This is a genomic window from Microbacterium sp. NPDC058345, assembly GCF_042723855.1.
Lineage (GTDB): Bacteria > Actinomycetota > Actinomycetes > Actinomycetales > Microbacteriaceae > Microbacterium.
This window is the reverse complement of record NZ_JBHXIG010000001.1, coordinates 477,944-503,755: the sequence shown is the minus strand read 5'-3', so window position 1 is coordinate 503,755 and position 25,812 is coordinate 477,944. Positions and strand designations below refer to the sequence as shown.

Genomic DNA, 25,812 nt, shown 5'->3' with positions numbered 1-25,812 from the left:
CATTCGACTAGCGACAGATTTTCTACACAGGAGAACTAGTGCTCGACGCAACTACTTTCGATGAGCTTCGAATCGGCCTCGCGACCGCTGACGACATCCGCGGATGGTCCTACGGTGAGGTCAAGAAGCCTGAGACGATCAACTACCGCACGCTGAAGCCCGAGAAGGACGGGCTCTTCGGCGAGCAGATCTTCGGCCCCTCCCGCGACTGGGAGTGCGCCTGTGGCAAGTACAAGCGGGTCCGCTTCAAGGGCATCGTGTGCGAGCGATGCGGCGTGGAGGTCACCAAGAGCTCCGTCCGCCGTGAGCGCATGGGCCACATCGAGCTCGCCGCGCCCGTGACGCACATCTGGTACTTCAAGGGCGTGCCCTCGCGCCTCGGGTACCTGCTCGACATGGCGCCGAAGGACCTCGAGAAGGTCATCTACTTCGCCGCCTACATGGTGATCTCGGTCGACGAGGATGCGCGTCACCGCGACCTCGCCACGCAGGAGAACAACATCCGCCTCGAGCTGAAGACGCTCGGCGACCGTCGCGACGCGAAGATCGCGGAGCGCATGGCCAAGCTGGAGGATGAGCTCGCCGCTCTCGAGGCGGAGGGTGCCAAGGCCGACGCCAAGAAGAAGGTCAAGGACGCCGCCGAGAAGGAGATGTCCCAGATCCGCAAGGGCGCCGACGACGCGATCGCCAAGCTCGAGCGCGTGTGGGAGGACTTCCGCACGCTCGAGGTCGGCGCGCTGCGCCCCGAGGACGACGTCTTCCACGAGCTGCAGGACCGGTTCGGTCAGTACTTCGAGGCCCACATGGGCGCCGAGTCGATCAAGCGTCGCCTGGAGACCTTCGACCTGACCGCCGAGGCCGAGAACCTGCGCCTGCAGATCTCGGAGGGCAAGGGCCAGCGCAAGATCCGCGCGATCAAGCGCCTCAAGGTCGTCAGCTCGTTCCTGGAGACGGGCATGAGCCCGGCCGCCATGGTACTCGACGTCGTGCCGGTGATCCCGCCGGAGCTGCGCCCGATGGTGCAGCTGGACGGTGGCCGCTTCGCGACCTCCGACCTCAACGACCTGTACCGCCGTGTGATCAACCGCAACAACCGTCTTCGTCGTCTGATCGACCTCGGCGCCCCCGAGATCATCGTCAACAACGAGAAGCGGATGCTGCAGGAGGCCGTCGACGCGCTGTTCGACAACGGCCGCCGCGGACGCCCCGTCACCGGTACCGGCAACCGCGCCCTGAAGTCCCTCAGCGACATGCTGAAGGGCAAGCAGGGTCGCTTCCGCCAGAACCTGCTCGGAAAGCGCGTCGACTACTCGGGCCGTTCGGTCATCGTGGTCGGCCCGCAGCTGAAGCTCCACCAGTGCGGTCTGCCCAAGCAGATGGCTCTGGAGCTGTTCAAGCCGTTCGTCATCAAGCGCCTGATCGACCTCGGTCACTCGCAGAACATCAAGGCCGCCAAGCGCGCCGTCGAGCGCACCCGCCCCGAGGTGTGGGACGTGCTCGAGGAGATCATCCGCGAGCGCCCGGTGCTGCTGAACCGTGCCCCCACCCTGCACCGCCTCGGTATCCAGGCGTTCGAGCCGCAGCTCGTCGAGGGCAAGGCCATCCAGCTGCACCCGCTCGTCTGCGCCGCGTTCAACGCGGACTTCGACGGTGACCAGATGGCTGTGCACCTGCCGCTGTCGGTCGAGGCTCAGGCCGAGGCCCGCGTGCTGATGCTCGCGTCGAACAACATCCTCAAGCCGTCGGACGGCCGTCCGGTCACCCTGCCCTCGCAGGACATGATCATCGGTCTGCACCACCTGACCACGGTCAAGGAGGGCGCTGCCGGTGAGGGTCGTGCATTCGGCTCGGTGTCGGAGGCGATCCTGGCGAAGGACGAGGGCACCCTCGACCTGCAGGCGAAGGTCCGCATCCGCATCCCGGGTCTCACCTTCCTCGAGGGCGAGGCGCCCGAGGGCTACGAGAAGCACGGTCTCGTCGACGCGTCGCTGGGTCAGGCGATCTTCAATGACGCGCTGCCGAAGGGCTACCCGTTCGTGCGCGAGGTCGCCGACAAGGGCAAGCTGTCGCAGATCGTGAACAAGCTGGCCGAGGAGTACCCCAAGGTCGAGACGGCCGCCACCCTGGACCGCATCAAGGATGCCGGTTTCCACTGGGCGACCCGTTCGGGTGTGACCGTCGCGCTGAGCGACATCCTCACCCCGCCGAACAAGGCCGAGATCGTCGCGGGCTACGAGAAGCAGGCCGCGAAGGTCCAGTCGCAGTACGACAAGGGTCTGACCACCGACGCCGAGCGCCGTCAGGAGCTCATCAAGATCTGGACCGAGGCGACCGACGAGGTCCAGTCCGCGATGAAGGCGCACTTCCCGGCGGACAACACCATCAACCGCATGGTGTCGTCGGGTGCTCGTGGTAACTGGCTGCAGATCCGCAACATCGCGGGTATGCGCGGTCTGGTGAACAACCCCAAGGGTGAGATCATCCCGCGTCCGATCATCTCCTCGTACCGCGAGGGACTGTCGGTGGCGGAGTACTTCATCGCGACGCACGGTACCCGTAAGGGTCTGGCCGACACCGCTCTGCGTACCGCCGACTCGGGTTACCTGACCCGTCGTCTGGTGGACGTCTCGCAGGACGTCATCATCCGCGAGCAGGACTGCGGCACGTCGAAGGGCCTCGAGCTCCCGATCGCCGCGCCGAACTCGCAGGGCGTGCTGGTGCGCGACGCGAACGTCGAGAACTCGGTGTTCGCCCGTACCCTGGCCGCCGATGTCGTGAGCGAGTCGGGCGAGGTCCTCGCCGCGGCGGGCGACGACGTGGGCGACGTGCTCATCGACCGTCTGGTCACCGCGGGCGTCGAGACCATCAAGGTTCGCTCGGTGCTCACCTGCGACTCGGCTGTCGGTGTCTGCGCGCAGTGCTACGGCCGTTCGCTCGCGACCGGCAAGACCGTCGACATCGGCGAGGCCGTCGGCATCATCGCGGCCCAGTCGATCGGTGAGCCCGGTACCCAGCTGACGATGCGTACCTTCCACACCGGTGGATCGGCATCCGCCGACGACATCACCCAGGGTCTGCCCCGTGTGCAGGAGCTCTTCGAGGCGCGTACCCCGAAGGGTGCCTCCCCGATCGCCGAGGCCGACGGCCGCATCACGATCGAGGAGACCGAGAAGGCCAAGAAGGTCATCCTCACACCCGACAACGGCGATGAAGAGGTGGTCTACCCGGTGCTGAAGCGTGCGACGCTTCTCGTCGAGGACGGCCAGCACGTCTCGGTCGGCCAGCCGCTGCAGGTGGGAACGCTCGACCCCAAGGAGGTCATGCGCGTGCAGGGTGCCCGCGAGGTGCAGCGGTACCTCGTCGGCGGCGTGCAGGGCGTGTACCGCTCGCAGGGTGTGCCGATCCACGACAAGCACATCGAGGTCATCGTGCGCCAGATGCTTCGCAAGGTCACGGTCGTCGACCACGGCGACACGACCCTGCTGCCGGGTGAGATGGTCGACCTGAAGCGCTACCAGATGATCAACCGCGAGGCCGTGTCGGAGGGCAAGCGTCCCGCGTCGGGCCGTCCGGAGCTGATGGGTATCACGAAGGCGTCGCTCGCGACCGAGTCGTGGCTGTCGGCGGCATCCTTCCAGGAGACGACCCGCGTGCTCACGCAGGCCGCTATGGAGGGCAAGCGCGACCCGCTGGTCGGTCTCAAGGAGAACGTCATCATCGGTAAGCTCATCCCGGCCGGAACCGGTCTCTCCAAGTACCGCAACATCACGGTGGAGGCGACCGAGGAGGCCAAGAGCGAGCGCTACCCGAACCGGATCTTCGCATCCGACGGGGCGTACGCCGACGGCGACTTCGGCTACGTCGACTTCGACGCGTTCTCGACCGACGACATCACCCCCGGCACCTATAACTGAGTGCTGACGTGATTCAGGCCCCGGCCCTCTTCGGAGGGTCGGGGCCTTCGTCGTCGCGGCCGCGCGACCCCGCGAGACTTCTTCTTCGGCATGAGAAGCCACGCTCTGGCCCGTGTCTCGTGTCGCGAGGGAAGTCTCGCGCCCGGCGCCGCGATAGTCTCTCGAGATGAGCACTCAGAGCCCCCGCGCCGTCGTCATCGGAGACGCCCTGATCGACGAGATCCGCGACGAGAACGGCGTGCGCGAGCTCGTCGGGGGAGCGGCGCTGAACGTCGCCGTGGGGCTGCGCCGGCTGGGCGTGCCGGCCACGCTGATCGCCATGGTCGGCGACGACGAGCCCGGCGATCACATCCGCGAGTACCTCTCGGACCACGACGTCGCGCTCATCTCCAGCCCCGCGCCGCACGGGTCGTCGCGCGCGGTGGTGACACGGTCGGGCAGCGGGGAGCCCGAGTACGTCTTCAACGAGGCCGCGCAGCGGCGCAGCATCCGGTACGGCGCCGAGGCGCGTGCGGCGATCGCAACCGCGGATGTCGTGGCGATCAGCTGCTTTCCGTTCGACGTGCCGGCCGAGGTCGATGCGGTGGCGGATGCTCTCGGCGACGCCAGGCTGGTGATCGACCCGAATCCGCGGTCGGGCATGCTCAGCGACCGTGAGGAGTTCGTGCGCGGGTTCGAGCGGCTCGCGGCTCGCTCGGCGCTGATCAAAGTGGGCGCGGATGACGCCGCGCTGCTCTACGACGGGGACCTCGACGCTCTTCGCCGACGCCTGCGGAACCTGGGGGTGTCGGCGGTGCTCGCCACGGCGGGTGCGGCGGGAGCGGTCGTGGAGGCGGATGCCGGCGTCTTCCGAGCGCCGATCGCATCGCTGCCCGGTACGATCGTCGACACCGTGGGTGCGGGCGACGCGACGCTCGCGGCCGTCGTCGCAGGCCTCGCCGCCGGCGACCCGGCCTCGCACGGGAATTGGCAGGCGCTGCTCGATGATGCCATGGCGGTGGCCGCCGCGACGTGCCGTGCCGAGGGCGGGCTGCTTCGCACGCCCGAGTCGCTGGAGGCGGCTCAGCGCGGTGTCCATGGCAGCTGAGCGTCGGATTTCTCGTGCCCGGCCCGGGCGGGTATGCTTGATCTTCGCGCCCCCGGTTGGCTGATCAAGCCGGACGGGTGTGCACTGGCAAGTTGCCCGAGCGGCCAAAGGGAGCTGACTGTAAATCAGCCGCGTAAGCTTCGGGGGTTCGAATCCCTCACTTGCCACCAGACGTCGGAAGGCCCTCGCGAAGCGGGGGCCTTCCGACGTCTATCGAGCGATGCGGGATTCGAACCGGCGGGACGGAGTCCCGCGTGGGTCCGGTCGCGCGGAGGCTCGGCTCGTAGCGCAGCGGCGAGCGGAGAGCGCGACGGCCCCTCACTGCCAACGAAGAGCGTCGACGCGATCCCGGCGACGCGTCGGAAGACGCGGAAGGGGTCCCACGCTCCGGAACGTGAGACCCCATCCCCGAAACTGCGTGTCTGAGCACGCGCCCGCGGCGAGGAGTTGGGGGACAGCTCGGCCGCGGATTACCCGAATCGGGGGATGGCCGATAGGAGGGGATTCGTCTCGGCCTCTCGGAGGCTACGCTCATCCCCGCTGAAACTCAAGTTTCAGATTTCAGTCGGAAAGCACCGGCGGTTGCGACGCCATGCTGGATAATCGGGGCACGGGGACGGGACATGCACACGCGGACGGGGGCAGGATGCCGATACCGAAGACGGAGATCCAGGACGGCGCGCCGCGTCAGCTCGCGCGCGAGCGGGTTCTCACCGAGATCCGCGACGCCATCCTCCGCGGGATCCTGCTGCCGGGTGAGCGCCTCGACGAGGCGTCGCTGCGCGCGTGGCTCGGAGTGTCAGCGACGCCCATTCGGCAGGCGCTGCACGCGCTGGTCCTCGAGGGTCTGGTCGAGTCCGTTCCGCAGTCGCATACGATCGTCGCCGCTCCGCGGCCCGATCGTGTGGTCGCCAACATGCAGACCGTCGGGGTGCTGATGATCGGCATCGCCACGCTCGCCCTTCCCGAGCTCGCTGACGACGAGCGCGCGCGGCTCGCGACGGAGGCCGGCGGGGTCGCGGAGCTGCTCGACGAGCGGCAGGTCACGCTGGCGTCCAGCGCGGCAGGTGAGCTGTTCCTCGCGCTGATCGAGCGCTGCCCGAACGACGTGCTCGTGGGAGTCGTACGCAAGGTCGGCACCTCGCTCGGCTACCAGGTCTTCACCGCGCACAGTGCGCTCGACGGCGCCCTCGAAGCGGTCGCCGATGCGTTCCGGGCGCTGCGGCCGGCTCTGCAGGCGGGCGATGCGGCGGGGGTGCAGACGGCGCTTCGTCGAGCGTTTCTCATCGATCGGCCGGTTTGACGCGTCCGGTTCGTAGACTGAATCGATGCGACCACTCACCGAGGCACAGGTCCGCGAGGCGATCCGGAACGCGGATGCCGAGGAGATCGCGCAGATCGGGATGCCGCACGACTTCATCATCACTGACTGGGACTACCTCGACTTCCTCGCGTGGCGTGACCCGGTCTCGAGCAGGCGCGGGGTCGTGGCCGTCGAGCACCAGGGGCGCGCGACCGGCATTCTGCTGCGATCCACCGATCCCGGTCGCACCCGCTCGGGAATGTGCAACATCTGCCGCACCCTGCAGCCGGGCAATCAAGTGGCGCTGTTCACGGCCCGCCGCGGCGGGGCGAAGGGTGCCAGGGGCGACAGCGCGGGTACGTACATCTGCGCCGACCTCTCGTGCCATGAGAACGTCCGTCTCGCGCATCCGCTCGCGCCGAACGAGGTGCGCTCGCCCGGGCAGGCCGATATGCGTCTCGACGGCACGCGTCTGCGGATGGAGGCGTTCGTCGATCGCGTGCTCAGCGAGGAGTGAGCGGCGAAAGGGCGCGGATGCCGGGCGTGGTTAGTCTGAGAGGCACTGCGGCGACAGTTCGCCGTAGTGCAGGAAGCGCTTCGAAGGAGACGCCATGAGTGATCCCATCCTGTTCAGCGTCGATGCGGGTCTCGCACGGCTGACGCTGAACCGCCCCGCCAGCCTGAACGCGTTCGACGGCGATCTCGCTCATGCCTGGCGCGAGCGCACCGCGGAGGCGGTGGCGCGCGACGACGTGCAGGTGATCCTGATCGACGCAGCGGGGCGCTCGTTCTGCGCGGGCGGCGACGTGCTCGCGATGTCGAAGGGCATGAGCGGCGGCGAGGACATCACCGCCTTCGCCGAGGTGATCAACGACGGCATCCGCTCGCTGACCTCGTCAGCGGTGCCCGTCGTCGCGGCCGCGCACGGCACGACGGCCGGGGGCGGCCTCGGCATCCTGATGTGCAGTGACTACGCGGTCGTCGGCGGGCGGTCGAAGATCGGCAGTCTGTACGCGAACATCGGTCTCACCCCCGACCTGTCGGTGTCGGCGCAGCTGGCGCGGGCGGTCGGTGAGCGGCGTGCGCTGCAGCTGGTGCTGCAGGACCGCATGCTCACGGCAGAAGAAGCCAGGGAGTGGGGACTGATCGCCGAGGTGATCGAGGGGCCGGATGCGGAGAGCGAGGCGGATGCCGTGCGCGAGCGCGCCGGGCAGGTCGCGCGCTTCTGGATCGAGGGTGCCGCCGGCGCCTACGGTCAGGCGAAGCGCCTGGTGCGCTCGCAGCCGTCGCGGACGTTCGCCGAGCAGCTGGCCGAAGAGGCGCGCTCGATCGGCGCCGCGTTCGACACCGCAGAGGCGCAGGCGCGGATCGCCGCGTTCGCCGCAGCATCCGCCAGATCCCCGCGCTGAGCGGACCGTCTTCGCGGCCCGCGGGCGGGCGTTGTCCACAGCGCACCAATGCCGCCGCGAGCCGCGTGGCAGGATGGGGGAAACGCCGAGGGAGGAACCCCATGTCTGACGTCCCAGCGCCTGTCGAACGAGCGGGCATGTCGAAGCTGCTGCGTGGTGCGATCTGGATCGCGATCGGCGCGCTCATCGCCGCCGCGCTCGTCTGCGTCATCTGGGTGCTGATCGGCGACCAGGCGGGCATCATCGGCCGCGCGTTCCTGACGATCCTGCTCCTGGCGGCGTTCGCCGGCATCGCGATCGCCGAATCCCACCTCGCCGCGCGGCGTCCGGAATGGCTGGCGCTGGCGAGCATGGTGACCTGGATCATCGCGCTGCTCGTGGGCGCCGTGAAGATCTGGCTCCCGCAGGACGACGAGTACTTCGGCTGGGCTTCGGAGAGGTTCTTCCAGCTGCTGCTCGTGATCGGCATCCTGCAACTCGCGCTGGTGCACCCGCGCCTGTTCGTCAAGGCCGCACAGCGCTACGTCACCACCTTCACCCGGGTGATCGTGATCGTCACCTTCGTGATGCTCACGGCCCTCGTCGCGCTGCTGGTGTTCTACCTGACCTTCCCCGACCTGTTCCGCTACGACGACCTCTACTGGCGCATCACCATCGCGGTGGGCATCATCGCCGCGGTCGGCACGATGCTGATTCCGCTGTTGAACGCCCTCTTCGCCCCGCGCGCGCGGACGGCTGACACCGCGCCGCACCCGTATGCCGCGGTGACCGGTGCGCCTTCCGCCGTCGCGGCGCCGGTGACGCAGGCCTGGCCGACGTACGCGGACGGCCGCACGCCGCTGCCCGTGATGCCCGACGGGTCGCCGGACTGGAACGCCTACTACACCGGATATCCGACCTACGCGCCGGCGCCGCAGGGCCAGCCGACGGCCCAGCAGGCGCCGCAGCCGCAGGCCTCGCCGCAGCCGGAGCCTCCTCGGCCTCCCGCCGCTGAGCAGCCGCAGCCGCCGCCGCAGCCGCAGGCCGCGCCGCAGCCGGCGCCTCCTCGGCCTCCCGCGCCTGAACAGCCGCAGCCGCCGCTTCCTCCGACTTCGCCGCAGCCGCCCGCGCCGTCGGCGGCGAGCACACCGCCCCCGCAGTTCGTTCCGGGCGATTTCCCGCAGCCGCCGCCGGCGGCTCCGGAGGCGCCTCGATGACCGCAGCGAACCTCGGCGACGGCGTCTCCGCCGCGGATCTCGGCGAGCTCGCCGCCGACATCGCGCGCGAGGCGGGCGATCTCGCACGCCGGCGCCGCGCCGAGGGGGTGGCGCTCGCGGCGACGAAATCGACCCTCGCCGACATCGTCACCGACGCCGACCGCGAGGTCGAGCAGCTCATCCGGGAGCGTCTGCACCGCGAGCGGCCCGACGACGGGTTCTTCGGCGAGGAGTCCGGCGCCGCGCGCGGCAGCAGCGGACTCACCTGGGTGGTGGATCCGATCGACGGAACGGTCAACTACGCCTACGGCATCGCCACCTACTCGGTGAGCATCGCGGTGGTGGAGGGCGAGCCCGATCCGCTCAGCTGGCAGGGTGTCGCCGCAGCCGTGTGCGCACCGGCGCTCGGTGAGCTGTTCACGGCCGCACGTGGCGAGGGCGCCTGGCTCGACGGCATCCGCCTCTCCGTCACCGAAGGCAACCCCGCCGGCGCGTTGCTGGGCACCGGGTTCGGCTACGACCCTGCGACCCACGAGGGTGACCTCGCGCTCGTGCGCCGGGTGATGCGGATGGCCCGTGATCTGCGTCGGATGGGCTCCGCCGCGATCGACCTGTCGTACGTCGCCGCGGGTCGCCTCGACGGGTTCTTCGAGCGCGGGCTCAACCCCTGGGACTTCGCCGCCGGCGCGCTGATCGTCGAAGAGGCAGGGGGAGCGGTCAGCCGCTTCGACGTGGATGCTCCGCGGCCGCTGCTGATCGCCGGTGGGCGGCGGGTTCACGATCGCCTGCGCGCCATCGTCGAAGGTGATGGATCCGCCTGAGATGATGGTGACGGACACATGGCTTTCCCAGTCGTGAGCCTGTAGTGTTTACCCGATCGTTACTTTCGTCCCCCCGGCTGCTGGTGCAGCTGCGAAAGTGACCAAGCCCTCCCCAGCTTGATACGAACCCGAGAGATCTGACTTTTGCTCGCTGAAAGCCCCCAGGTTGCCTCTGCGCCGACGCGCCGATCCAACCGACTTCGCGCCGCGCACGCGGTCGACGGCAGCTCGGCAACCTCGGACGCCACGGCCGCACAGGTCGAATCCGCCGCGACGAGTCGACGAGCCCGTCGTCTGGCCACCGCCGGTTCCCCCGCTGCGCAGCCCGCCACCGAGCCGGCTCCGCAGCCCGGAGCCGACGACGTTGTGACGGTCGCCGTCGCGACGTCGGCCGCGTCCGCACCCTCGGAGTCGCCCGTCGCGGAAGCGCGCACCACGTCTGCGGTCGAAGAGTCGGCGACGCCCGCCGCCGACACGCCCCGGATCGACGCGTTCCCCGCCGACACGCCCCGGGTCGATGCGTTCGCCGTCGCATCCGAGGCATTCGGCTTCGGTCCAGTCGCCGAGGTGACGGTCGCCCCGGAGGCGCGCGTCACCCGTGGTGCGGATGCCGACGACGCGGATGCCGACCCGCAGCGCGACGCCGACGTCGTCCCGGACGCCGCGATCGCACATGTCGCGCCGCGTCGCCCGCGCCCGCTCCGCAAGGTGCTCGCCGCCGGCGCGAGTTTCGGCGTGATGGGCATCGCAGGTCTCATCGCCGTGTCGATGACGCTTCCCGCGAATGCCGTCGCCGCAGTGCAGGGCGGAAGTGCCCCCCTCGCGTCGCTGGTCGCCGCGAAGGACAGCGTCTCGAGCCCCTCGGTCGAGAAGGACGACATCCAGGCCTTCGTCGCGTCGTCCGGCGTGCAGGACGAGGAACTCGCCCGGTCCGACTCATTCTCGGCCATCTCGCTCGCTGATGTGGCCGCCGAAGAGGGCATCAACTACTCCAGCGAGGTCTTCACGAACGACCCGGGCGCTGCGATCCAGTGGCCGTTCATGGTCGGCGTGGGCATGAGCTACGGCTATGGCATGCGCAGCGGCCGGCTGCACGAGGGCATCGACTTCGTGCCGGGCAGCGGCGCACCCGTGCAGGCGATCGCCGACGGCACCGTCCGCATCGCCACCGAGCAGGGCGGCGCCTACGGCGTGACCGTCTACATCGACCACGTCATCGACGGCGAGGTCATCACCAGCCACTACGCGCACATGCAGTACGGCTCGCTGCGCGTGCAGCCGGGCGAGAAGGTCACCGTCGGCACGGTGGTCGGAAAGACCGGCAACACCGGGCGCTCGTACGGTGCGCACATGCACTTCGAGCTCATCGTCAACGGCTCGACCATCGATCCGCTGCCGTGGCTGCGCGAGAACGCGGGGCGCTCCGACGGCGTCACCGCACCGTGATCGAGAGCGGCGGATGAGACGCTCCCGAGCGGCCGCCTCGATTTCGTGAGATCGCCCGAGAGGTGATAATCTCATCTGGTTGCCCGGAAGCGGGCGGCACGCCCCGATAGCTCAGTGGCAGAGCACTTCCATGGTAAGGAAGGGGTCGTCAGTTCAATCCTGACTCGGGGCTCGTAGCTTTCACTCGGCAGAGCGGAAGCCGTGCGGCGGAGTAGCTCAGATGGTGAGAGCGCACGACTCATAATCGTGAGGTCGCGGGTTCGAGTCCCGCCTCCGCTACAGCAGAAAGCCCCCGGCTTGCCCGGGGGTTTCTTCGTCTCCACGGCAGACGGGCGGCGGATGCCGTGCACGGGCAGCCCGGCATCCGTCACTCGGTCAGTCCGCGCGTGCTGTGCGCTGATCGGTACGTCGGCCGAGCAGGATCCCCAGACCGATCATGCCGACGCCGAGCACCAGGTGAAGCCAGTTGTCGGCGTTGTTGACGGGCACGAAGTTGGCCATGGAGTCGTGCGGCACGAGCAGGCCGTAGAGCCACAGCACCAGGTAGACGACCCCGCCCCAGACGAGGTAGTTGCGGGATCCCGAGAAGCTGCGCGCCAGCGCGATCCCCAGGACGCCGACCAGGACGGGGGGCCCTGGACGCCACGATCGCGGCGTATGGGTCACCGCTCGTCGCGCCCGGTGTCCAGCGCGGAGGGCAGCGCACTGACCGGGACGACCACGATGTCCTGCACCTTCCAGTCGAGGGCGGCGATGGCCCGCGCGGCGTCTTCGATCTCGTCCACAGACACCTTGGCTCGGCGAGGTACGACGAACGCCTCGATGTGGAAGACCTGTCCCTGATCGCGCATCCGCACTGCGGCGTCCTCGACCCAGCGTCGAGAGCGAAGCAGATCGACGGCACCCTGGGCCAGCGGATGCGGCGCCTTGTCGTCGAAGGTCCGCGCGCGCTGATCCATGAGGTCGAGCACCGCGCCCTTCGTGTTGCGGAAGCCGTCCCAGATGATTCCGAGCGAGATGAACAGCGCCGCCACGCCGTCGAGCCACCACACCCCGAGTCCGATTCCCAGCACGCCGACGATGGACGCCACATTGGTCTGCCAATCGGCTTTGGCCATGTCGGCGTCGGCATACAGCAGCTTGTTGTGCAGCACCGGGGCGAGCTTCGCCTTCGCGGGACCGTAGATGAAGACGGGTCCGACGACGATCACTGCCATCACGGCGATCATCAGCCAGCCGAGCCACACCGTCTGCCCGAACACTCGCACCGTGCCGATCGTGGGGTGATCGCCCGCGACGAGGCCGGTCACGGCCTCGATGGCGAGGTTCACTCCGACGGCGAGCAGCGCCACGCCGGCGACGAGGTGGCCGACGCCCATCGCGCGGTGCATGCCGTACGGATGCTTTTTGGTCGGCGACCGTCGCACGAACATGAGCGCGGTGAGGAACGCCAGCTGCGGCAGGAGCGACAGCATGTCCTCGATCCATGCCGTCCGCATGGCCTGGGAGTTGCCGACGACGAAGGCCACGACGAGGATCGTCACAGCCGTGTAGGCGATCGTGAAGCACTCCCACCAGGTGGCCTTGCGCAGGGCCGTGAACTGCTCGGGGGGCAGGTCGGTGCGTCCGAACTGATGGATATCGCTCACGGGTCCACCTCCTCGTCGAGGAATTGCTCGAGGTCGGAGAGGAAGGCGTTCTCGCCCGGCGGCACCAGCATGACCAGACTCCGATCGCCGGCGCCGTCGATGCCCTTGTAGCCGCGCGTCGCGCCGGCGTGCTCGACCCAGGGCGTCTCGTCGGTGAACCCGCCGATGACGAGGTCGAGGTCGCCCGTCTCGAGCATCCCGACCAGGGTCTCCTCGCTTCCCACGCTCCACATCGTGTCGGCGTCGAGGGTCTCGGCGAACGCCGTCGCGAGCTCAGGCAGCGACCCGGTCGGCGTCGGTGTGCTGACGTCGACCAGGCCGGGCTCCGAGGTCGCACCGACGCGCAGCTCACCACCGGTGACCGTGTCGAGGGTGCCGTCGGGATCGGCGGGCACCGTCAGCCCGCATCCGGAGAGCACGCCGGCGATCACGAGCGTGAGGGCGCCGGCGAGGAGCCGGCGGAAAGGGCGGACCGGATGCGGGTTCGTCCTCGTTGTCTGCATGACAGCATCCTGCCGTGAAGCGCGCGTCGACGGCACCGTCTTGACGAGCGGCTGCGTCCCCGGCTAAGCGCGCGTGCACCGACCGGGGGCACAGCCGGGTCGTATCCGTCGACCTCGAGCGGCTCAGCGAGGCACCAGAGCCGTTGCCACCGAATCCCGCATGACGAGTCGCTGCTCGAGCACGGTCGTGACGGCTGGCCGCCGAGCGCTGTGGATCCGGCGCAGCAGCAGCCTGGTCGCCTGAACGCCGATCTCGTGGATCGGCTGTTCGACCACCGTGATGCCTGGGGTCGTGAGGCTCATCCAGTCGGCGTCGTCGAAGCCGACAAGCGAGAGCTGGTCGGGGATGGAGAGTCCTCGCGCCTGGGCGGCCCGGAACGCCCCGAGCGCGATGAGGCTGTCGGAAGCGATGATCGCCGTGACCGGGTACTCGCCGTCGATGAGCCGCGCGGCGAGGACGTCGACGCCGTCCCGCCGTGCGTCGAGATGGACGTAGGACTCCGGTCGGGGGATGCCGGCGGCGGCAAGGGTCTCGACGAAGCCGCGGATGCGGTCGCCGACCGCCGACGACGACAGCGCGTCACCGGCGCGGAACTCGCGGCCGTGCGACAGCGTCGAGATGAACGCGATGCGGCGGTGACCCGCTCGCAGCAGCAACTCGGTCAGCTGGCGGGCACCCCAGCGGTTGTCGGTGATGACCGCATCCGCCTCGATCCCTGACACGGTGCGGTCGAAGAGCACGAGCGGCCGACCGGCGTCGATCACCGGCTGCAGGTTCTCGGGTGCGAGAGAAGACGCGGGTGCGATGAGCAGACCGTCCACCTGCTTCGCCAGCTGCACGGCGATGGCCTTGCCCTCGGTCGGCATGTCCTCGTCGGTGTTCGAGAGGATCAGGTCGTACCCGGCCTCGGCGGCGACGTCGGCCGCGCCGCGTGTGACCCTGGCGAAGAACGGGTTCTCGATGTCGCCGACGATGATGCCCAGCGTGTGCGAGCGTCCAGTGCTCATCGTCCGCGCCACGGCGTTCGGCCGGTAGCCGAGCTCCGCTGCGGCCTTCTGCACGCGGTCGCGCACGGCATCGCTGACCGCGCCGTAATCGCCGAGCGCCCGGGCGGCTGTCGCCTTCGACACCTGCGCCGCCCGTGCCACGTCGCTGACCGTCGCCTCGCGCCGATCCACGCCCGGTTCGCTCATTCCCGCTCCTTCGTCGTTGCTTTCCGTCTCCGCCGGAGGCCCGGATGTCAGGGCGTCGGTTGACGTAGACGACCGACGCGTGTAACGTCCCTTGAAACCCAACTGAGACCGGTCTCAACTTAGCATAGTGAGACCGGTCTCAACCCGAAGAAGCATCACAGACCTGGATCCGCCGTTCAGAGAGGAACCTCATGAGCATCCGCACCACCCTGCGCCGAGCCGGCTACGCCGCTGTGGCCGCAGCCGCCGCCATCGCCCTCACCGCGTGCTCGTCGACATCGAGTGACGGGGGAGAAGGAGCTGCCGAGAACCCGTACGGACTCATCACCGCCGGCGAACTCCGCGTGGCCAGCCTCGGCGACGCCAAGCCGTACACGTTCACCGACGCGTCGGGCGAGTTCACCGGATTCGACGTCGAGCTGTTCACGGACGTGGCGCACCGCATCGGAATCGAGAAGGTGGTCTTCACCGGCCAGGACTTCTCGGGCCTTCTCGCGGCCGTCGCCAACGGCCAGTTCGACGTCGGCGTCGCGGCGATCGGCATCACGGACGAGCGCAAGCAGACCGTCGACTTCTCCGACGGATACCTCGCCGGCTATCTGACGGTGATGGCCAGCCCCGACAGCGACATCACCGACGAGGACAGCCTCACGGGCAAGCGTCTCGGCGTCGTGCAGGGCACCCTGCAGGAAGCCTTCGCCGTGAAGAACTTCACCGACACGCAGCTGGTGCGCTTCCCCGACAACAACGCCGCGATCTCGGCCGTCAACAGCGGCTCCATCGACGCGCACTTCCTCGACTACGAGGCCGCGAAGGAGTACGCCGAGCAGTACGGCCTCGAGAACGCGATCGACATTCCCTCGTTCGACGCGCCCGCCGGCTTCGCCATCGCGAAGGGCAAAGACGAGTTCAAGGCGGCGCTCGACGAAGCGCTGCACGAGGCGATGGAGGACGGCACCTGGAAGGAACTGTACGAGAAGTGGTTCCCCGGCTCGCCGATGCCTGACCAGTACCTGCCCAGCGACGAACAAGGCGAGGGCGGCGGCGAGTAACCGCTGAACTCGGGCGCGTGGCTGCGGCTGCCGCTGCGGTCACGCGCCCCGAACAGGAGATCCTCATGGACTGGCTCGACAACATCATCAAGACCTTCCTCGACTTCGACGCGATGCTGCAGGTGCTCCCTCAGCTGCTGGGGACGGGGCTGCTGAACACGCTCGTGATCTCGGTGAGCGCGACCGTGCTGGGCATCGTGATCGGCATGATCCTCGCCGTCATGGGCGTCGCCCGCACCGCCTGGCTGCGCGTGCCCGCCCGCATCTACACCGATATCTTCCGCGGACTGCCCGCGATCCTCACGATCCTGCTGATCGGTCAGGGCTTCGCCCGGATGAGTCAGGAGATCTTCGGTCCGTCGCCGTATCCGCTCGGCATCTTGGCGCTGAGCCTGATCGCCGGCGCGTACATCGGCGAGATCTTCCGCGCCGGCATCCAGAGCGTCGAGCGCGGCCAGCTCGAGGCCTGCCGTGCGCTGGGGATGACCTACGGATCCGCCATGCGCCTGGTCGTGGTTCCGCAGGGCATCCGCCGCGTGCTGCCCGCCCTGGTGAACCAGTTCATCGCCATCGTGAAGGACTCGTCGCTGGTGTACTTCCTCGGCCTGCTGGTCACCGAACGCGAGCTGTTCCGCGTCGGCCAGGATGCCGCGGTGCTCAGCGGCAACCTGTCTCCGCTGGTCGCCGCGGGCGTCTTCTACCTGGTGGTGACGGTGCCCCTGACGCACCTGGTCAACTACTTCGACAACCGCTTCCGGACCGGCCGGCGCAAGCCTGCTCCGCCCAAGAGTGGCCTCGACGAGGTCGCGCAGCAGTCGCCGAGCCTGGCACTCACCCGTGGAGAGAACACATGACGTACACATCCCCTCAACCCGTCACCGATGGCCGCTTCTACGAAGGCTCCCGCCTGCACATCGAGAATCTCGCGATGGCCTACGGCGAGATCGACGTCCTCGACGACGTGTCGATCAGCGTCGAGCCCGGCACCACCACCTGCATCATCGGGCCATCGGGGTCGGGCAAGTCCACCCTGCTGCGTGGCGTGAACCGCCTGCACGAGCCCAAGTCCGGTCGGGTGCTGCTCGCCGACGACGACGCGCTCGCACTCAAGCCGGACGTCCTGCGCCGGCGGGTCGGCCTCGTCTTCCAGCACTTCAACCTGTTCCCCGACCACACCGCTCTGCAGAACGTGGCGCTCGCGCTGCGCAACGTCAAGCGGATGTCGAAGGGCGAGGCAGAGCGGATCGCTCTGGCGCGCCTCACCGAGGTCGGCCTCGCCGAGCGCGCCGACCACCGTCCCCGCGATCTCTCCGGCGGACAGCAGCAGCGGGTGGCGATCGCCCGCGCGCTGGCGATGGAACCCGAGGTCATGCTCTTCGACGAGGCGACCAGCGCTCTCGACCCCGAGCTCGTGAAGGGCGTCCTGAATCTGATGGCCGAGCTCGCTCAGCGCGGCATGACGATGCTGGTCGTCACCCACGAGATGGGCTTCGCCCGCAAGGTCGCCGATCAGGTGGTCTTCATGGACGAGGGGCGCGTCATCGAGGCCGGGACACCGGAGGAGATCTTCGACAACCCGCAGAGCGATCGGCTTCGGCTGTTCCTCTCCGAGGTGCTGTGATGCCGGATGCCGTCGACCGGCCGATCCGCACCGCCGTCATCGGGTTCGGCGTGTCCGGTCGGGTGTTCCACAGTCCGTTCCTCGAAGCGGATCCGGCGTACTCGCTGGATGTGATCGTGACGGGAGACCCCGGACGGGCCGCGGATGCCGCCGTGCGGTACCCGGCCGCATCCGTTCTGGGAAGCGTCGATGACCTGCTCGAGCGCGCTGCGGATCTCGATCTCGTCGTGATCGGCACCCCGCCGGGCACTCACGCCGAGGTCGCGACCGCAGCGCTCGATGCGGGCCTCGACGTGGTCGTCGACAAGCCGTTCACGGTGTCCTCCGCGGAGGGCCGCGCGCTGATCGCCCGCGCCGAGCGGCTCGGCCGCCGGCTCACCGTGTTCCAGAATCGACGCTGGGACGGTGACTTCCTCACCGTGCGCTACCTCGTCGAGAGCGGGCGGCTGGGGGCGGTGCGGCGCTACGAATCGCGATTCGAGTGGTACAAGCCCGAGATCCGCACGGCCTGGAAGGCCGAGGCCACCGCCGCCCAGGGCGGCGGCATCCTGTTCGACCTGGGCACCCACCTGATCGACCAGGCGGTGCAGCTGTTCGGCCGCGTCGCCGAGGCGCGGGCCGAGCTGGCCGTGAATCGCCGCGACGGCGTCGCGGACGACGACGCCTTCGTCGCCCTGCGCCACGAGTCCGGCACGATCTCGCACCTCTGGATGAACTCGCTCGCTCCGCAGTTCGGGCCGCGGTTCCACGTGCTCGGCTCACAGAGCGGATACACCAGCCACGGTCTCGACGGGCAGGAGGCGGCGCTCGACGCCGGCGGATCGCCGACGGATGATGACTATGGCGTCACCCCGGCCGAACGCTGGGGCGTCCTCGGCATCGAGGGCTCTCTCGCTCCGTTCCCGACTGTCCGCGGCGACTACGGCGCGTTCTATCGTTCGCTCGCCGACAGCATCCGCACCGGCTCTCGGCTGCCCGTCGACCCGGCCGATGCCGTCGGCGTGCTCGAGATCATCGAACACCTGCACGCTCAGACGCCGCTGCGCCGCGCATCCTCTCATCTGAACGAAGGAAACTCATGACCAACCCGCACCCCGTCCACGTCATCGTCATCGGCGCCGGCATCCTCGGCACGTCGACGGCCGCGCACCTCGCGCGCGCCGGAGCCCGGGTGACCCTCGTCACGTCCGGAAAGCCGGCCGACGGAGCATCCGGTCGCTCGATCGCCTGGCTGAACTCATCCGGTGCGCGATCGACGGAGTACCGCTACCTGCGCCTCATCGGTCTCGACCGCTACCGCACCTGGCGAGAGCGCCACCCCGAGAGCGATGCGTACCTGCGCTTCGACGGTGCCCTGAAGTGGGGCGGCGAGAACGAGAGCTTCCGTGACACCTTCGCCTACGAGCGAGCCGGCGGATACGACGCCGTCTGGCTGGATCGCGAGCAGGTCGCCGAGCTCACGCCCGATGTGAACGCCGATGCCGTCGCCGAAGAGGGCGCCATCTACAACCGGGGCGAAGGCTGGGTCAACCTGCCCGACCTGATCGCCGCGCTGCTCGCCGAGGCGGTCGCCGACGGTGCCCGGGTCATCGAGAACGCCGGCGACGTGCGCGTCGACGTGCGCGACGGCGCGGCTGTCGGGGTGATCCTCGGCGACGGAACCCCGCTCGCCGCGGATCGCGTCGTGCTCGCCACGGGCGGTCATGTGCCCGGTCAGCTCGCGGCGCTCGGCGTCCCGGTGCCGGATGCGACGCCGTCGGCCTTCGTCGTGATCACCGAGCCCGTCGAGCCGCGGGTGCGGACCGTGCTGAACACCCCGAACGTGGCTGTGCGGCCGATGCCGGACGGTCGTCTGGTGCTGGATGCCGACTGGGCGGAGAAGTCGATCGTCGTCGAGGACGACGGATCGATCACTGTTCCGGATGCGTCGGTCGAGGGGCTGCTCGCGGAGGCGTCACGCGTGCTCGCGGGTCATCCCACGCTGACGGCCGAGCGCGTCGCCGCCGGGCTGAAGCCCATCCCGGGCGACGGAGAACCCGTGGTCGGCGTCGTTCCGGGGATCGGTGGCCTGTCCGTGCTGTTCACTCACTCCGGGGCCACGCTTGGCCTCATCCTCGGCGAGCTCATCGCCGAGGAGATCGTCACCGGGGCGCCCTCCCCGGTGCTGGACGCGTTCCGCCTCGACCGCTTCGAGGCGGACCGTGAGCTCGGCGAGGTCGGCATCGGCGCCTGGGCGCCCGTTACGCAGTAGCAGCCCTTCGCTGCACAGAGGACCCCCGGCGATCGGTTCCACCGTTCGCCGGGGGTTCTGTGGGTGTCGGGGGGAGTGTCGGCAGGGTGGATGAGCCTCGCGGCCGGCGTCACGGCCGCTACTTCTCGTCCCAGAGCTTCCAGCTCAGCAGCGCCGCGCGGGTGGAGCGCTCCTTGCGGGCGTCGTCGATGCCCTGCTGCACGACGTCGGCGAAGATGGTGCCGCCGGCGGAGCGGGGGTGGATCTGGTCTCCGGCGAGAAGCTCGCGGTGCTTCGCGATCGCTTTCGACCAGTCGGCGACCACGACGCCGGTGCGGCCGCGGGCGAACGCGGCGAGATCGCGGTTGACCCCGTCGATCCATTCGCGCGGTGCGTAGGCGTTCACCAGGATCAGATCCCGGTCATGACCCACCGTGTCGGCGATGTGCGCCAGCACGCGCCTGTCGACGGGCCCGTTGGTGCCGAGCGCGATGACCACATGGTCGCGCAGCGACCCCGAGGCGGCGAGACCGTCGACGATGTCGGCACCGGCCCAGATCGAGCGCGACACCTTCGCGTCGACCGCGATGCCGGGGAGGCGCTCGTAGAGGGCGGGCGCGGATGCGAGCATCACCGAGTCGCCGACCGCGATGACCTGCTCGCCGGTCACCTGCTCCGGCGTGGGAACGGGGGCGGGTGTCTGCGCGGCCTTCTTCGCCGCGGCGACCTTCAGGGCGTGCTGGCCGTCGCGGATCGACTGCTCCGACGCCGTCATGGCCGGTGCGCTCGCGACAGCCGCGGTCGTGCCGCCGAGAGCGATCGCGCAGCCGGCGAGGCCGCTGAGCATCGCGAACCGCCGCGCGGGAGGGCCGCCGAGCCGTGTGCGCACGGCACGCAGCGACCGGCGGAATCCGAGGCTGCGCACCGGCTGCTCGATCCACCGGTACGAGGCGGATGCCGCCGCGAGGGTGATCACCAACGCCACCATCCCGGCGATCCAGCCCGAGTCGGCCCGAGCGCCGACCGCCGTCGCCAGCATCAGCACGGGCCAGTGCCACAGGTACACGCCGTACGAGCGGTCTCCCAGCCAGCGCAGCGGCGCGACGTCCAGCGCGGGGCCGAAGACCGAACCGGGCGCGATGCCCGACAGGATCACCAGCAGAGCGCCCGTCGAGGCCAGCAGCAGTGTGCCGGGGAACGTGGCGGCGTCCTGCGTGTCGGGCAGCAGCGCGGCGAGCACGATCAGCCCGAGTCCGAGCATCCCGATCATGACGCCCGCGATGCGGGCGAGGCGACCTCGCATCCATGCCGCATCCGGCATGTGCTGTGTCGCGAAGGCGAGCGCGATGCCCGCGAACAGGCCGAAGGCGTGCGAGTCGGTGCCGAAATAGGCGCGGGTCACGTCGTCGGACGCGAGGACCGCCATCCACCACGCCGAACCTGCGGCGGCCAGCGCCGCGACGGCGACGCGGGCCCATCGACCGGGGAGCAGCAGCACCAGCGGCAGCAGCAGCGGCCAGAGCAGATAGAACTGCTCCTCGACCGCCAGCGACCACATATTGCGGAACAGCTCCGGCGCGGTCGCGGTGAAGTAGTCCGAGCCGCCCGCGATGGCGGCCCAGTTATAGCTGAAGGTCGCCGCCCCCAGCAGCTGGCGGCCGATGCCGACCAGCACGTCCCCGCCGATCGCCCATGCCGCGGTCGAGCACACCGTCAGCACCACCACGAGCGCCGGGAGCAGTCGCCGCGCCCGTCGGCGCCAGAAATGCAGCAGCCGTCGGCCGAGCCCGAGCCGCGTCGGGCGCACCAGCAGGGAGGTGATGAGGAAGCCGCTGACGACGAAGAAGACGTCGACGCCGACGAAACCGCCGTGCAGTGGAGCGGCCGGGAACAGGTGATACACCAGCACCAGTGCGACGGCGATCGCCCGGAGTCCGTCGAGCCCCGCGTAGCGGGGAAGGCGGGAGGAGGCGAGGGTCATCTGAGCGTGCGTGAGTATCGTGTCGGGGGCGATGTGACCCTCCAGTTTAGGCTGGCTTCGTGCGCATTCGCCTGGACATCGCCTATGACGGCACCCACTTCCGCGGGTGGGCGAAGCAGCCCGGCCTGCGCACCGTGCAGGGCACGCTCGAGACCGCGCTGGCGCGGATCGTCGGTTCGGAGGTGCAGCTGGTCGTCGCGGGAAGGACGGATGCCGGGGTGCACGCCGCCGACCAGGTGGCGCACGTCGACCTGGACGAACAGCAATGGGCGCGCGTGCAGGCGCGGCACGGCCAGGCCGCCGTCGATCCGGCGGGTTCCCTTGCGCGCCGCATCCGTGGGGTGCTCGGCGCGTATCCCGACGTGACCGTCACCCGCACCTCGCTGGCCTCTGAGGGCTTCGATGCCCGCTTCTCGGCGGTCTGGCGGCGCTACCGCTACCGCCTCGCGGACGCGGGCACCGGATACGACCCGATGCGCCGCCACGACACCACGACGCTCAAAGTCGCTCTCGACGTGGACGCCATGGATGCCGCCGCGCAGACGCTCATCGGGCTGCATGACTTCGCGGCGTACTGCAAGCCCCGCGACGAGGCGACGACCATCCGCACGCTGCTCGACTACCGCTGGCAGCGCGATGGCGAGGGTGTGCTCATCGCCGAGGTGAAGGCCGATGCGTTCTGCCACAGCATGGTGCGCGCGCTGGTGGGCGCGTGCGCGGCCGTGGGGGAGGGCAGGCTCGCCGTCGAGGATGTGGTGCGACTGCGCGACGACCTCGCCCGCACCAGCGCGTTCAAGGTACTGCCCGCGCGCGGGCTCACCCTCGCCGAGGTCGGCTATCCGGCCGACGAGCTGCTCGCCACGAGAGCCGAGCAGACGCGCGCCCGTCGCGATCTCGGCTGACGAAACCGGTGCCGAACGCAGGAGAAGGCACAACCTTGCATGACTCGCATCCCGGCGCAAGGCGGGCCGCTGATCTTGCGGGCCGGAGGTAACGTGAGCGCATGAGAGTCATCTCGTACAACCTGCGCAAGCACCGGGCGGCGCCCGAGTTGGAGGGGCTGGCCGACGAGCACGATCCCGACATCCTCTGCCTGCAGGAATGCGACACGACGAGCATTCCGAAGACGATCGGCGATCTCGAACTGGTGGACTCCACGAAGGGCAACCGGCTGGGGCTCGCCGTGTACGCGCGGCACAGCACGTTCCGCATCGACGGGGTGCGCACGATCGGCCTGAAGAAGTCCCTGCACGACCGCATGCTCAAACCCGCGCACGAGCGCGTTCTCGGGGTGCGCATGCACGAGATCGACTCGGGGCGAGGCCTCATCATCGCCTCGTTCCACGCCGCCCCGCTCACCGCGCTGAACTCGCTGCGCCGCAAGCAGATCCGCGCCGCGCTCACCGAACTGCAGTCGATGGGGCCTGATCTGCCCGTGCTCATGGTCGGCGACTACAACTACCCGGTCTTCAAGGAGAGCCTCGGCCAGACCGTGCGCGATCACGGTTACACCCTCACCCTCAGCGACGACCGCACCTACACGCGCTACCGGGTGTTCCGCGGACACTACGACTTCGCGACATCGGTCGGCTTCTCGATCGACAGCATCCGCACCCTGCCGCAGCGCACCAGCGACCACCGGCCGATCCTCGTCACGGCCGAGGCGGCGTAGTCCCTGGGTCACGCCCTCCGTCTGAGGTGACGCGCGAGGCTGGGGTCTCGTCCCGGCGGTCGAGGTGTCGCAAATGGTCGCGTCGCGCGGGTGGGATGCGGCGTGTTGCGACACCTGAAGGTGGGCGCGGCCGGCTCTGGTCTCGTCTCGGCCGTCGGGGTGTCGCGAATGGTCGCGTCGTGGGGTGGGATGCGGCGTGTTGTGACACCTGAAGAGGGGCGCGGTCGGCCGAGGTCTCGTCCTGGTCGTCGAGGTGTCGCAAATGGTCGCGTCGTGGGGGTGGGATGCGGCGTGTTGTGACACCTGAAGAGGCGCGCGCAGGCTACGCAGGGGGTCCCGACCTGCTCGGTCAGTGGTGAGGGCGCCAGCCGCGCCGCGCCAGCGCCGCGCGGACGATGGCCGGTGCGGTGCGATGGACGCGGATGTCGGCGGATGTCAGGCGCACGACCTCCCATCCAGCATCCGCGTAGTCCCGGTACTTCGCGATGTCGCGCGCCCACTGTCTGCGAGACGTGCGGTGCTGGTCGCCTTCGATCTCGACGACGACCCGCTGCTCGCGATAGACGATCTCCGAGATGCCGATGCGCCGACGTTGGTCGTCGAAAATCTCGACGTCGAGCTCCGGCACGGGCAGGCGCGCGTCCTCGGCATCCAGGCGGTACTCGGTCTCGAGAGGGGAGGCGCTGCCGACGCGGGCGCGCTCCAGCGCCCGTCGGAGTCGCTTCACGCCCGGGCGGCGGCCGGCATCGACGGCGAGTTCGAGTTGCTCACGCGTGGCGCCCTGCCGCTCCGGATGCAGGTCGCCGAACCGATCGCGAGGGATCTGCAGCATCGCGTCGGCCAGGACGATCAGTTCGCGTTCGGTGAGGTCGCGACCCAGCATCGCCCACGTGCACGCGGACGTGGTGACCGGGATGCCGTCCAGCACTTCGATCTCGACGAGATGCTCGGCGATCTTGCGTCCCCTGACGCCTTTTCCACGCGGCGCGCGCGCGGGCGCGGTGACGCCGATGTCGATCTCGTCGGAACGGCGAACAGGATAGCCGCGCACAGCGGCCGCGCTGATGCCGCACAGGAAACGACCTTCGGTCGACGCGTCGAAGTAGGCGAGCGCTCGCGCACCGACGTCACGGGCGCGGGCGCGGGCGATGGCGCCTGGCTCGGTGTCCTGCGCAGCATCCGTCGCGGCACGGGCGATGTCGCCGCGGGTGCGGCGCACACCATGGAACGGCGAGGCCAGATCCTTGGCGCGGAGTCGACGCCGGTTCACTCCCTGACTCAGCGCATGCGTAGTGCTGAAATGGGGCCCGAGCTCGGCGGGCAGAGGGCCTGGTGGCAGCGGCATCCGTCCACTCTGCGCTCTCCGGAGCGCCCGTTCGCCCGAGAATCCCCGAAGCTGTGGAGGGCTTATCGGGCCGCTCGATTGTGCAGGACGAACCATGATCGTCGAGGTGTCGCACATGGCCGCTTCGCGCCGGTCGGATGCGGCGTGTTGCGCCACCTGAAGGGACAAGAGCTCGCGCTCGGTGAGGCGGCGACAGGGGCCACAGTCGTGAGACGGGGCGAGCCCAGGCGGGCGGGTTGGGCCGCGCTCGCCGGATGCTGTAAGCTGTTCCTTTGGTGCCTGCCCTCCGGTCCGTCCGGATGGCGAGCACGACGAACGTGAGCCCTCCACTGGCGTGTTCCCGGGACCGATCAGGCCGAGAACCACCCCGGAGTGGGATTCACGAACTTCTCCGTTCGAATCAAGAAAGCAGCACTATCGTGACGCGCACTTACACCCCGAAGGCCGGGCAGGTCCAGCGAGACTGGATCGTCATCGACGCCACTGACGTCGTTCTCGGTCGCCTGGCCTCGCACGCCGCCGCAATCCTGCGCGGCAAGCACAAGCCGACCTTCGCTCCTCACGTCGACACCGGCGACTTCGTCGTCATCGTCAACGCCGACAAGGTCGCCCTCACGGGTCAGAAGCTCCAGAAGAAGATGGCCTACCGCCACTCGGGTTACCCGGGCGGTCTGAAGTCCGTCTCGTACGCCGAGCTTCTCGAGAAGAACCCGGTTCGCGCCGTGGAGAAGGCCGTCCGCGGCATGCTCCCGAAGAACACCCTGGGTCGCCAGCAGCTGTCGAAGCTGAAGGTCTACGCCGGTGCCGAGCACCCGCACGCCGCTCAGCAGCCCACGCCGTACACCCTCGACCAGGTCGCCCAGTAAGCGCCGCCAAGACTTCTAAGGACATACTCGTGGCTGACAACCAGGACACCACCGAATTCCCGCAGAACTTCTCCACCTCGACCCCGGAGACCGAGGCCGTGGAGTCGAGCGCTCCGCGTCCCGTGCTCTCCGTTCCCGGCGCTGCCGTGGGCCGTCGCAAGCAGGCCATCGCCCGCGTGCGTCTGGTTCCGGGCTCGGGCACCATCACGGTCAACGGCCGTACCCTCGAGGACTACTTCCCGAACAAGCTGCACCAGCAGCTGATCAACGACCCCTTCACGGTGCTGAACCTGCAGGGTGCGTACGACGTCATCGCCCGCATCTCGGGTGGCGGCGACTCGGGCCAGGCCGGCGCGCTGCGTCTCGGCATCGCCCGTGCGCTGAACAACATCGACGCCGAGAACAACCGTCCGGTCCTGAAGAAGGCCGGCTTCCTGTCGCGCGACGCCCGCGTCATCGAGCGCAAGAAGGCCGGTCTCAAGAAGGCCCGCAAGGCTCCTCAGTACTCGAAGCGCTGATCCGC

Annotated in this window: 23 protein-coding genes and 3 tRNA genes; 20 read left to right on the top strand and 6 right to left on the bottom strand. The window is 69.2% G+C overall.

The window, feature by feature from the left end:
- Nucleotides 1-38 precede the first annotated feature (38 nt).
- From rpoC to ACFWH5_RS02430, 11 genes are all read left to right on the top strand, one after another.
- Entirely contained in the window at nucleotides 39-3,914 is a 3,876-nt protein-coding gene (rpoC, locus tag ACFWH5_RS02480) for a DNA-directed RNA polymerase subunit beta' (RefSeq protein WP_378831368.1), read from the top strand.
- Between the two features lie 166 nt (nucleotides 3,915-4,080).
- Entirely contained in the window at nucleotides 4,081-5,001 is a 921-nt protein-coding gene (locus tag ACFWH5_RS02475; protein WP_378831366.1) for a PfkB family carbohydrate kinase, read from the top strand.
- Nucleotides 5,002-5,087: 86 nt separating this feature from the next.
- Nucleotides 5,088-5,171: transfer RNA gene (locus ACFWH5_RS02470), tRNA-Tyr, on the top strand.
- Between the two features lie 476 nt (nucleotides 5,172-5,647).
- Nucleotides 5,648-6,304: a GntR family transcriptional regulator gene (locus ACFWH5_RS02465; RefSeq protein WP_378831363.1), complete on the top strand. Its 657-nt coding sequence runs from the start codon at nucleotides 5,648-5,650 to the stop codon at nucleotides 6,302-6,304.
- Between the two features lie 25 nt (nucleotides 6,305-6,329).
- Complete coding sequence (locus ACFWH5_RS02460) at nucleotides 6,330-6,821, top strand: FBP domain-containing protein (RefSeq protein ID WP_378831360.1); 492 nt, start codon at nucleotides 6,330-6,332, stop codon at nucleotides 6,819-6,821.
- Nucleotides 6,822-6,915: 94 nt separating this feature from the next.
- On the top strand, nucleotides 6,916-7,713 hold the full coding sequence (locus ACFWH5_RS02455; protein ID WP_378831358.1) for an enoyl-CoA hydratase/isomerase family protein: 798 nt from the start codon (nucleotides 6,916-6,918) through the stop codon (nucleotides 7,711-7,713).
- Nucleotides 7,714-7,850: 137 nt separating this feature from the next.
- Complete coding sequence (locus tag ACFWH5_RS02450) at nucleotides 7,851-8,909, top strand: hypothetical protein (protein ID WP_378831356.1); 1,059 nt, start codon at nucleotides 7,851-7,853, stop codon at nucleotides 8,907-8,909.
- Nucleotides 8,906-9,730 carry an inositol monophosphatase family protein gene (locus tag ACFWH5_RS02445; RefSeq protein WP_378831353.1) on the top strand — a complete coding sequence of 275 codons (825 nt, stop codon included), beginning with the start codon at nucleotides 8,906-8,908 and terminating at the stop codon, nucleotides 9,728-9,730. Before ACFWH5_RS02450 ends, ACFWH5_RS02445 begins: the two co-directional genes overlap by 4 nt.
- A gap of 366 nt (nucleotides 9,731-10,096) precedes the next feature.
- Entirely contained in the window at nucleotides 10,097-11,176 is a 1,080-nt protein-coding gene (locus ACFWH5_RS02440) for a M23 family metallopeptidase (RefSeq protein ID WP_378831351.1), read from the top strand.
- A gap of 100 nt (nucleotides 11,177-11,276) precedes the next feature.
- Nucleotides 11,277-11,348 (top strand) — tRNA-Thr (locus ACFWH5_RS02435).
- Nucleotides 11,349-11,381: 33 nt separating this feature from the next.
- A tRNA-Met gene (locus ACFWH5_RS02430) sits at nucleotides 11,382-11,455 on the top strand.
- A 96-nt stretch (nucleotides 11,456-11,551) separates the two neighbouring features.
- Here the strand turns inward: ACFWH5_RS02430 and ACFWH5_RS02425 are convergent.
- From ACFWH5_RS02425 to ACFWH5_RS02410, 4 genes are all read right to left on the bottom strand, one after another.
- Nucleotides 11,552-11,842, bottom strand: coding sequence for a DUF4383 domain-containing protein (locus ACFWH5_RS02425; protein ID WP_378831349.1), 291 nt, complete (start codon nucleotides 11,840-11,842; stop codon nucleotides 11,552-11,554).
- The gene (locus ACFWH5_RS02420; RefSeq protein WP_378833510.1) at nucleotides 11,839-12,816 is read right to left on the bottom strand and encodes a cation diffusion facilitator family transporter; all 978 of its coding nucleotides are present in this window, start codon (nucleotides 12,814-12,816) and stop codon (nucleotides 11,839-11,841) included. The genes ACFWH5_RS02425 and ACFWH5_RS02420 overlap by 4 nt, the downstream gene beginning before the upstream one ends.
- A 5-nt stretch (nucleotides 12,817-12,821) precedes the next feature.
- Complete coding sequence (locus tag ACFWH5_RS02415; RefSeq protein WP_378831348.1) at nucleotides 12,822-13,328, bottom strand: hypothetical protein; 507 nt, start codon at nucleotides 13,326-13,328, stop codon at nucleotides 12,822-12,824.
- Between the two features lie 123 nt (nucleotides 13,329-13,451).
- A complete protein-coding gene (locus ACFWH5_RS02410) occupies nucleotides 13,452-14,522 on the bottom strand; it encodes a LacI family DNA-binding transcriptional regulator (protein WP_378831347.1) in 1,071 nt (356 codons plus the stop codon).
- Nucleotides 14,523-14,713: 191 nt separating this feature from the next.
- Between ACFWH5_RS02410 and ACFWH5_RS02405 the strand changes: the two genes are divergently transcribed.
- The 5 genes from ACFWH5_RS02405 (at nucleotide 14,714) to ACFWH5_RS02385 (ending at nucleotide 19,446) form a co-directional block, all read left to right on the top strand.
- On the top strand, nucleotides 14,714-15,574 hold the full coding sequence (locus ACFWH5_RS02405) for an ABC transporter substrate-binding protein (RefSeq protein ID WP_378831346.1): 861 nt from the start codon (nucleotides 14,714-14,716) through the stop codon (nucleotides 15,572-15,574).
- Between the two features lie 65 nt (nucleotides 15,575-15,639).
- On the top strand, nucleotides 15,640-16,428 hold the full coding sequence (locus ACFWH5_RS02400; protein ID WP_378833508.1) for an amino acid ABC transporter permease: 789 nt from the start codon (nucleotides 15,640-15,642) through the stop codon (nucleotides 16,426-16,428).
- Nucleotides 16,425-17,195 (top strand): amino acid ABC transporter ATP-binding protein, encoded by a 771-nt coding sequence (locus ACFWH5_RS02395; RefSeq protein WP_378831344.1) that lies wholly within the window; start codon nucleotides 16,425-16,427, stop codon nucleotides 17,193-17,195. Before ACFWH5_RS02400 ends, ACFWH5_RS02395 begins: the two co-directional genes overlap by 4 nt.
- Nucleotides 17,195-18,277 carry a Gfo/Idh/MocA family oxidoreductase gene (locus ACFWH5_RS02390; protein WP_378831343.1) on the top strand — a complete coding sequence of 361 codons (1,083 nt, stop codon included), beginning with the start codon at nucleotides 17,195-17,197 and terminating at the stop codon, nucleotides 18,275-18,277. The genes ACFWH5_RS02395 and ACFWH5_RS02390 overlap by 1 nt, the downstream gene beginning before the upstream one ends.
- Nucleotides 18,274-19,446, top strand: a complete 1,173-nt coding sequence (locus ACFWH5_RS02385; RefSeq protein WP_378831340.1) for an NAD(P)/FAD-dependent oxidoreductase — start codon at nucleotides 18,274-18,276, stop codon at nucleotides 19,444-19,446. The genes ACFWH5_RS02390 and ACFWH5_RS02385 overlap by 4 nt, the downstream gene beginning before the upstream one ends.
- Nucleotides 19,447-19,564: 118 nt before the next feature.
- Here ACFWH5_RS02385 and ACFWH5_RS02380 read toward each other — a convergent pair whose 3' ends face one another.
- Complete coding sequence (locus tag ACFWH5_RS02380; protein WP_378831337.1) at nucleotides 19,565-21,406, bottom strand: acyltransferase family protein; 1,842 nt, start codon at nucleotides 21,404-21,406, stop codon at nucleotides 19,565-19,567.
- A gap of 59 nt (nucleotides 21,407-21,465) precedes the next feature.
- Between ACFWH5_RS02380 and truA the strand changes: the two genes are divergently transcribed.
- Both truA and ACFWH5_RS02370 read left to right on the top strand, forming a co-directional pair.
- Entirely contained in the window at nucleotides 21,466-22,308 is an 843-nt protein-coding gene (truA, locus tag ACFWH5_RS02375) for a tRNA pseudouridine(38-40) synthase TruA (RefSeq protein ID WP_378831335.1), read from the top strand.
- 101 nt (nucleotides 22,309-22,409) lie between these two features.
- Nucleotides 22,410-23,078 (top strand): endonuclease/exonuclease/phosphatase family protein, encoded by a 669-nt coding sequence (locus ACFWH5_RS02370; protein ID WP_378831333.1) that lies wholly within the window; start codon nucleotides 22,410-22,412, stop codon nucleotides 23,076-23,078.
- 349 nt (nucleotides 23,079-23,427) lie between these two features.
- On the opposite strand, the gene ACFWH5_RS02365 is transcribed toward ACFWH5_RS02370, so the two are convergent.
- Nucleotides 23,428-24,348, bottom strand: a complete 921-nt coding sequence (locus ACFWH5_RS02365) for a hypothetical protein (protein ID WP_378831331.1) — start codon at nucleotides 24,346-24,348, stop codon at nucleotides 23,428-23,430.
- A gap of 494 nt (nucleotides 24,349-24,842) precedes the next feature.
- On the opposite strand from ACFWH5_RS02365, the gene rplM reads away from it, so the two are divergent.
- Entirely contained in the window at nucleotides 24,843-25,289 is a 447-nt protein-coding gene (rplM, locus tag ACFWH5_RS02360) for a 50S ribosomal protein L13 (RefSeq protein ID WP_309127633.1), read from the top strand.
- A gap of 98 nt (nucleotides 25,290-25,387) precedes the next feature.
- Nucleotides 25,388-25,807, top strand: a complete 420-nt coding sequence (gene rpsI / locus ACFWH5_RS02355; RefSeq protein ID WP_378833507.1) for a 30S ribosomal protein S9 — start codon at nucleotides 25,388-25,390, stop codon at nucleotides 25,805-25,807.
- Nucleotides 25,808-25,812: the final 5 nt, after the last annotated feature.